The following is a 7,516-nucleotide window of genomic DNA, read 5'->3' as shown; positions in this document are numbered from 1 at the left end:
CGATACTCGCCAACCAAATCCATGAAACGCCAATCCCTCTCTTCGGCGCGCGCCCTACGGAACGCCGACCCTTTCCCTAAGCTTGGCCAAGCAGGCCACACCTTTCAAGTGCTTGAAAGAAAATCAGCTACAAACTTCTCTTTGGTGCAGCGCAGCAGCGCAGGAGCCGCGCGAGGAGATTGACCCGCGCCATGAACCGCCCTAAGGCCAACGGAAACGGCGATCCGCCCGACGGTCGCCGCCCGTTCCTGCCCGGCCCGGCGCCGGGCCGTTCGAAAAGGCAGCCCGTTCCCGTGTCCGTTCGTCCCGCCATGCCCGGCTCCGATCCCGCTCCCGCCCCTGCCGGCAAGCCGCCGGCCGCATGCTGGCCGCTGATCCTGGAAACACGCGGCTGGGACGACTATGCGCTGCTCGACTTCGGGCATGGCCGCAAGCTGGAGCGCTACGGCCGCATCGTCGTCGACCGGCCGGAGCCCCAGGCGATGGGCGCGCCCCGCCTGCCGGAAAAGCGCTGGCTGTCGGCCGATGCCGTCTTCACAGGCAACGACGAGGACGACGGCCCGGGCCGCTGGCGGCTGAACCGCGACCTGCCCGAGACCTGGCCGATGCGGTTTCACGACGTCCGCTTCCTCGGCCGCTTCATGTCGTTCCGCCATGTCGGCGTGTTTCCCGAGCAGGCGGCCCACTGGCAGTGGATGGCCGAGCGGGTGGCAGCGCGCAAGGCCGCCGGCGGCAAGCCGATGCGCATCCTCAACCTGTTCGGCTATACCGGCCTTGGCTCCCTGGTGCCGGCCGCCGCCGGGGCGGAAGTCACCCATATCGATGCCTCCAAGAAGGCGATCGGCTGGGCGCGCGAGAACCAGGCGATGTCCGGGCTCGACGGCCTGCCGGTGCGCTGGATCTGCGAGGACGCGGTCAAGTTCGTCGCCCGCGAGGTCAAGCGCGGCAACCGCTACGACGGCATCCTGCTCGATCCGCCGAAATACGGCCGCGGCCCGAAGGGCGAGGTCTGGGACCTCTACGAGAGCCTGCCGGCATTGATGCCGATGATCGAGGAGATCCTGTCACCGGAGGCCGACTTCCTGGTGCTGACGGCCTATGCGATCCGGGCGAGCTTCCTGTCGCTGCACGAGTTGATGGCCGAAACCCTATCGCGGCGCGGCGGCGTGCTCGCCTCCGGCGAGTTGGTGCTGCGCGAGGAGGGCGGCAGCCGCGCGCTCTCCACCTCGCTCTACAGCCGCTGGAGCGCCTCATGAGCACGAATCTCCCGCGTCCCGGACAGGTCAAGCAGGTCACCTCCTTCTCCAATCCGCTGGTCAAGGACATCAAGGCGCTGATCGCCCAGCGCAAGCACCGCCAGAAGAGCGGGCGCTTCGTCGCCGAGGGGCTGAAGCTTGCCACCGACGCGCTGGCCGCCGGCTGGGAGGTCGACATGCTGGCGCTCGGCCCGGAGGCGCGGGACAGCGCCCCGGCGCGCGAGGTCGCGGCAACCGCGCGGGCGCGCGGCGCCACGATCCTGGAGGTCTCCACCGCCGTGCTGGCCGCAATGACCCGGCGCGACAACCCGCAGATGGTCGTCGGCGTCTACGGGCAGCGCCTGCTCTCCGCTTCCGCGCTGGAGAAAGCCTTCGCTGCCGCGCCGCAAGGCGTGTGGGTGGCGCTCGACCAGGTGCGCGATCCGGGCAATCTCGGCACGATCATCCGCACCGCCGACGCGGTCGGGGCGTCGGGCGTCCTGTTGGTCGGCGACACCACGGATCCGTTTGCGGTCGAGGCGGTACGCGCCACCATGGGCTCGCTGTTCCATGTGCCGCTGGCCCGCCTCACCCGCGAGGGCTTTCGCGAGATCGCCGCACGCTGGCCGGGTACGGTCGTCGGCACCCATCTCAAGGGCTCGTCCGACTATCGCACCATCGACTATCGCCGCCCGGCGCTGCTGCTGATGGGCAACGAACAGTCCGGCCTGCCGCAGGACATGGCGGAGGCCTGCAGCGCCCTCGCCCGCATTCCCCAGGCAGGCCAGGCCGACAGTCTCAACCTGGCGGTCGCGACCGCGGTGATGCTCTACGAGATCCGCCGCGGCGACCTGTCGCTCACCTGACCAGACCTTTTCGGGAGCCTGAGCCATGCGCCTTTTCGTCTTCGGCCTCGGCTATTCGGCGGATGCTTTCGTCCGGCGCGTCTCCAGCCGCTGCGAGACGATCACGGCGACCACGCGAAGCGCGGAGAAGGCCGCATGGCTTGCCGAGCGAGGCATTGCGTCCGTGCTCTTCGACGGCACCGCGCCCAGCGAAGGAGTGCGCACGGCGCTTGCCGATGCCACCCATGTGCTCGTCTCCATCGCGCCGGGCGAGGCCGGCGACCCGGTGCTTGCCCATCACGCCGCCGACCTTGCCGCCGCGCATCCCGAATGGATCGGGTATCTCTCCACCGTCGGCGTCTACGGCAATCACGACGGGGGCTGGGTCGACGAGGAAACGCCGTGCCGGCCCGTCTCACGGCGCTCGCGCCAACGGGTCGAGGCGGAGGAGGCCTGGCTCGCCTTTGCGGCCGAGCACGACATTCCGGTGCAGATCTTCCGCCTTTCGGGCATCTACGGGCCGGGCCGCAACACCTTCGTGAATTTCGAGAAGGGCACGGCCCGGCGGCTGATCAAGCCGGGCCAGGTGTTCAACCGCATCCATGTCGAAGACATCGCCGGCACGCTGGAAGCGGCAATCGGCGCTGATCCGACGACGCGGATCTTCAACGTCACCGACAATGAGCCGGCCCCGCCGCAGGACGTGGTCGCCTACGCCGCGGACTTGCTGGGCGTCGCGCCGCCGCCGGAACAGGATTTCGAGACGGCGGAGCTGTCGCCGATGGCGCGCTCCTTCTACGGCGAGAACAAGCGGGTCTCCAACGACCGGGTGAAGCGGGAGCTCGGCTACACGTTCCGCTATCCCAACTACCGGACCGCGCTGACGGCCCTTTACCGCGACGGCTGGCGCTGAGCCGCCGCGTCAGTCGACCGCCGTTCCGGCTGCCGCGCCGAAGCGCACCTTAGGGCCCTCGAGCGCTGCGAGATTGCGCTGCGGCGAAGTGGCGGCGATTTCCAGGATGAGCTTCTTGCGGACCGCGTCGGCGAAGGTCGCGGTGGAATCGGCGGATACGACGAAGGAGCCCGGGCCGCCGATGATGCGTTCGGCGAAGGCTGCCTCCAGGTCGTAATAGACCGGCCGGCCGGAACAGTGGCGACAGAGAACGGCGAGGCCGTTGATGACGATGCCCGAGGCGACGACCTCGGCCCGCGCCGTTTCCAGCGGCGGCCCGCTCCAGCTGTTGGCGCTGTCGGCGGAGACGTCGATCACCCGACGCAGGCCCGTGTAATCGTTGCCCTCGATCATCTGCTTGCCCTTGAGCAGGGCCGAGCCGATGGCGTTGCGACCGAAGGCGCGGCGAGGCGCCGCCATCAGCTTCTGCGCGAAGTCCTGCGCCGCCTGCGGTCCGTCGATGACCATCCAGTCGACCACGACGTCCTGCGAAACGTCGTTGCCCCATTCGACATAGGTCACGGCGATCTTGCCGTAGACGTTGTCGGTGATCGCGGAGAGCACCATCGGGTCGGTGATCGCATCGGCATAGCCCTGCCGCTGGAAGCGGATTTCCGCGTCGTCGATGGAGCCGGTGGAATCGGCGAGCAGCACCAGCTCCAGGTCGAGCTCCTCGGCCCCCGCCTGGTGCACCGGCGCGGCAAGCGCCACGAGGAGGGAAAGGGCAAGGCAGGCAAATGCGCGCATGGCCGTGTCTCCTGAAAGTCCGGGGCCTTCAGTCAAGCACGGCCGGCAACCGGGCCGAAAGACCAAACAAACGGCAGACCTTCACAATCTCGCCAGCCGGCACCGGCCGTGGCTAGCCCCCTCCGCCTCCCGCCGGCAGGGGCGGCATCTTGCGCCCGCGACGCTGCGCGAAGGCGGTCGCGGCGAGGCTGCCGACGACCAGCACCATTGCCACGGCCAGCGTCACTGTCGGCGCAGTTCCCAGGAACATCACCGACAGGATCACCGCCGTCACCGGGCTGAGCCCGAGGAAGGCGGTCACCACCGCAGCCTGCAGCCGGCTCAGCGCATAGAGCCAGAGCAGGAACCCGACACCGCTCGACAGGCCGACGAAGCCGACCAGAACCAGCGTCAGCCGCGACCAGTCGGCCATCGGCAGGCCCTGGCCCTCGACAAGAGCCATGACACCGAGCGGCAACAGCGAGGCCAGCATGGCGATGACGCTGACCTTGGCGACGCCGCAGCGCTGCAGATACGGCCGGTAGAGATGGGAGCACAGCGCACCGGTGAGCGTCGCCAGCACCGCGCAGCCGACGCCGATCCAGTCGGAAGCGAGCATGCGACCGGTCAAGGCCTCGCCGGCCAGCAGGAAGACGACCCCGACGACCGACAACACGATGGAGGCAAGTTCCAGCGGCGAGACACGTCCGGCTGCAAAGCGCAGGCCGAGCGCCAGCGTGACGATGGGCAGCGTCGCGAAGACCAGCGCAACGCGCGGCGAACCCGTATGCAGCACCGCGACATTGAGCAGCGCGACCAGCACGCCGAACTGGCCGATGCCGATCAGCGCCACGGGGAGCATGTCGCGCCGCGAGACCGGCGTGCCGGACGAGAGGGCCGCGACCGGCACGAGGATCAGCAGCGCGATGGCATAGCGCAGGAAACCCAGCCGCCCCGCCCCGACCTCCGCGACCACCGCCTCGCTCGCCACCAGCGTCGCGCCGACCTGCAGTCCGGTGAAGATCGAGGCCAGGACCGGCCCGTTCACAGGTTGCGTCCCCAGATCTGGCCGACAAGGTCCTGGCCGAAGCTGCGGTGGCGCTCCTCTTCCAGCAGTTCGAACCCTGCCGCCTCGTAGATGCGCCGGGCGGAGACGAGAATGTCGTTGGTCCACAACACCATGCGCCGGTAGCCGGCGCCGCGCGCAAAGCGCAGGCACTCGTCGACGAGCGCGCGGCCGAGCCCGCGCCCGCGCGCGGCCGGATCGACATAGAGCATGCGCAGCTTGGCGACCTCGTCGTCCTGGCGCACGACGAAGACGGAGCCGACGACCTCGCCCTCCATCTCGGCGATCCAGCAGCGCTCGCGTGCCGGATCGAACTGAGCGACGAACTTGCCGGCGATCTCCGCAACCAGCCCCTCGAAGGTCCAGTCGAAGCCGTATTCCTGCGCGTAGAGCGCAGCCTGACGGTGGATCACCCAGCCGAGATCGCCCGGGCGCGGGTCCCGCAGGATGAAGGCGCGCGTGTCGGGCATGTCGCCGAGAAGCCGGCGAATGCGCGCCATGGCGCCGGTGAGCTGGCTGCGCTGGTCCTGCGACAGCGGCGCCAACAGCGCAGCGACCTCGCGCGCCGAAGCCTCGTTCAGCCCGGCGAAGACCTCCCGGCCCCGCTCGCTCAGGGCGAGCGCCAGCCGCTTGGCGTTCTCGGGCGAGGGCGTGCGGACCAGCAACCCGTCGCTTTCCAGACCCGACAGAAGTCGGCTGAGATAGCCGGCATCCATCTGCAGCACGTCGCCGAGGTCCCGCGCCGAAGGCGGTGCGTCGGGTCGGGCGTTGGCGAGTTCGTAGAGAATGCGCACCTGGGCGAGCGTATAGTCGGTGGCAAGCATGCGTTCGTTCAGCGCACCGACCAGCCGCGTATGGAAGCGATTGAACTGACGGACGGCGGCAACGTCCGCGTCATGCACCGGCGACCCCGACATGTTGCCTATCTCCTGACTATATTGCTTTCGTCAAGATATCTTGCCTGCCGATAACGTCAACGGAAATGACAAGGATGGACTTGGCGGAAACGAAGAGAGCGCAGCCCCTAGGGGACCGCGCTCTCCTTCCACATCGCTTTGAACGGCTGAGCCGCCTTGGGGCCCGTCAGGCGCTGCGGGTCCTGCGAACCGCATCCTGCCATCCGGCGTAAAGCGCTGCCCTCTCGCTCTCCGCCATCTGTGGCTCGAAGCGGTGTTCGAGGTGCCAGTTGCCGGCGAACTCGTCCATGCCCGGCCACACGCTGGCCTTGTGGCCGGCGAGCCAGGCCGCACCGAGCGCTGTCGTCTCCAGCACCTGCGGCCGGTCGACCGGCGCGCCGAGCAGGTCGGAGAGGAACTGCATCGTCCAGTCGGAGGCGGTCATGCCGCCGTCGACGCGCAGCACGATGCCGTCGGTGTCCATGTCCGCCGCGTCGGCCCGCATCGCCTCGATCAGGTCGAGGGTCTGGTAACCGACGCTTTCCAGCGCCGCGCGGCAGAAATCGGCCGGTCCGCTCGCCCGGGTCAGTCCGTAAATCGCCCCGCGCGCATCCGGATCCCAGTACGGCGCGCCCAGCCCGACAAAGGCCGGCACGAGATAGAGACGGTTTTCCGGATCGGAGGCTTCGGCCAGCTTCTGGCTTTCGGCCGCCGTGCCGATAATACCGAGCCCGTCGCGCAACCACTGCACGGCGCTGCCGGCGACGAAGATCGAGCCTTCCAGCGCATAGGTTGTCCGCCCGTCGAGGCGATAGGCGATGGTCGACAGCAGCCGGTTCTGCGAGGCGACGCGGGTCTCGCCGGTGTTGAGCAGCGCGAAGCAGCCGGTGCCGTAGGTCGACTTCACCATGCCGGGGCTGAAGCAGGCCTGGCCGACGGTTGCCGCCTGCTGGTCGCCGGCAACGCCGAGGATCGGCAGCTGCGCGCCGAAATGCTCCGGATCGACCGTGCCGAACTCGTCCGCACTGTCCTTCACCTCCGGCAGCATCGACATGGGCACGCCGAGCAGGCCGCAAAGCTCCTCGTCCCAGCGGTTCTCGTCGATGTTGTAGAGCAGCGTGCGCGACGCGTTGGTGGCGTCCGTCACATGCGCCCGGCCGCCGGTGAGCTTCCAGATCAGCCAGCTGTCGACCGTGCCGAACAGCAACTCGCCGCTTTCTGCCCGCTCCCGCGCGCCCTCCACATTGTCGAGGATCCAGGCGAGCTTGGTGCCGGAGAAATAGGGATCGAGCAGCAGGCCGGTCTTGCGGGTGAACAGGTCCTCATGACCCTCGCGCTTCAGCGCGGCGCAGAAGTCCGCCGTGCGGCGGTCCTGCCAGACGATGGCACGGCAGACCGCCTCGCCCGTCTTGCGGCTCCACACCAGCGTCGTCTCGCGCTGGTTGGTAATGCCGATGCCAGCGATGGACGAAGCGCCGCCCTCGATGCCGGCCAGCGCCTCGCGGCAGACGGCAAGAGTCGAGATCCAAAGGTCCTCCGGTTCGTGCTCGACCCAGCCGGAATGTGGGAAATGCTGGGCGAATTCCTGCTGCCCGACGGCAACCGACCGGAATGCGCCATCGAAGACAATCGCCCGGCTCGAGGTGGTGCCCTGGTCGATCGCGAGTATGTATGCGCCGCTCACCCGTTTCCTCCGAATGTTCGCTTTCTTTCCTTATTGCCAAAATCGACACTAAAACGAAACAAAAAACCAAGCGATTGAACAGAGGCTCTCCGGGCGCGCTCACAAGGGCGCA

The 7,516-nt window shown here is 68.3% G+C and carries 8 protein-coding genes; 4 read left to right on the top strand and 4 right to left on the bottom strand.

The features are described from left to right. The 4 genes from MNI96_RS11085 to MNI96_RS11070 form a co-directional block, all read left to right on the top strand. A partial coding sequence (locus MNI96_RS11085; RefSeq protein WP_249693003.1) for a hypothetical protein occupies nt 1-183 on the top strand: 183 nt, incomplete at its 5' end. An 8-nt stretch (nt 184-191) separates the two neighbouring features. Continuing rightward, nucleotides 192-1,256, top strand: a complete 1,065-nt coding sequence (locus MNI96_RS11080; RefSeq protein ID WP_502960325.1) for a class I SAM-dependent methyltransferase — start codon at nt 192-194, stop codon at nt 1,254-1,256. After that, nucleotides 1,253-2,101 carry a TrmH family RNA methyltransferase gene (locus tag MNI96_RS11075; protein ID WP_249693001.1) on the top strand — a complete coding sequence of 283 codons (849 nt, stop codon included), beginning with the start codon at nt 1,253-1,255 and terminating at the stop codon, nt 2,099-2,101. Before MNI96_RS11080 ends, MNI96_RS11075 begins: the two co-directional genes overlap by 4 nt. A gap of 25 nt (nt 2,102-2,126) precedes the next feature. After that, the gene (locus tag MNI96_RS11070; RefSeq protein WP_249692999.1) at nt 2,127-2,993 is read left to right on the top strand and encodes an SDR family oxidoreductase; all 867 of its coding nucleotides are present in this window, start codon (nt 2,127-2,129) and stop codon (nt 2,991-2,993) included. Between the two features lie 9 nt (nt 2,994-3,002). Here MNI96_RS11070 and MNI96_RS11065 read toward each other — a convergent pair whose 3' ends face one another. From MNI96_RS11065 to glpK, 4 genes are all read right to left on the bottom strand, one after another. Continuing rightward, the gene (locus MNI96_RS11065; protein ID WP_249692997.1) at nt 3,003-3,779 is read right to left on the bottom strand and encodes a DUF1194 domain-containing protein; all 777 of its coding nucleotides are present in this window, start codon (nt 3,777-3,779) and stop codon (nt 3,003-3,005) included. 112 nt (nt 3,780-3,891) lie between these two features. Beyond that, on the bottom strand, nt 3,892-4,806 hold the full coding sequence (locus MNI96_RS11060) for a DMT family transporter (RefSeq protein ID WP_249692995.1): 915 nt from the start codon (nt 4,804-4,806) through the stop codon (nt 3,892-3,894). Next, complete coding sequence (locus MNI96_RS11055; protein ID WP_249692993.1) at nt 4,803-5,741, bottom strand: bifunctional helix-turn-helix transcriptional regulator/GNAT family N-acetyltransferase; 939 nt, start codon at nt 5,739-5,741, stop codon at nt 4,803-4,805. The genes MNI96_RS11060 and MNI96_RS11055 overlap by 4 nt, the downstream gene beginning before the upstream one ends. A gap of 166 nt (nt 5,742-5,907) precedes the next feature. Beyond that, a complete protein-coding gene (gene glpK / locus MNI96_RS11050; protein ID WP_249692991.1) occupies nt 5,908-7,404 on the bottom strand; it encodes a glycerol kinase GlpK in 1,497 nt (498 codons plus the stop codon). Between the last annotated feature and the right edge of the window lie 112 nt (nt 7,405-7,516).

This window comes from Stappia sp. WLB 29 (assembly GCF_023507705.1).
Classification (GTDB): Bacteria; Pseudomonadota; Alphaproteobacteria; order Rhizobiales; family Stappiaceae; genus Stappia.
This window is presented reverse-complemented; position numbering and strand designations above follow the sequence as displayed.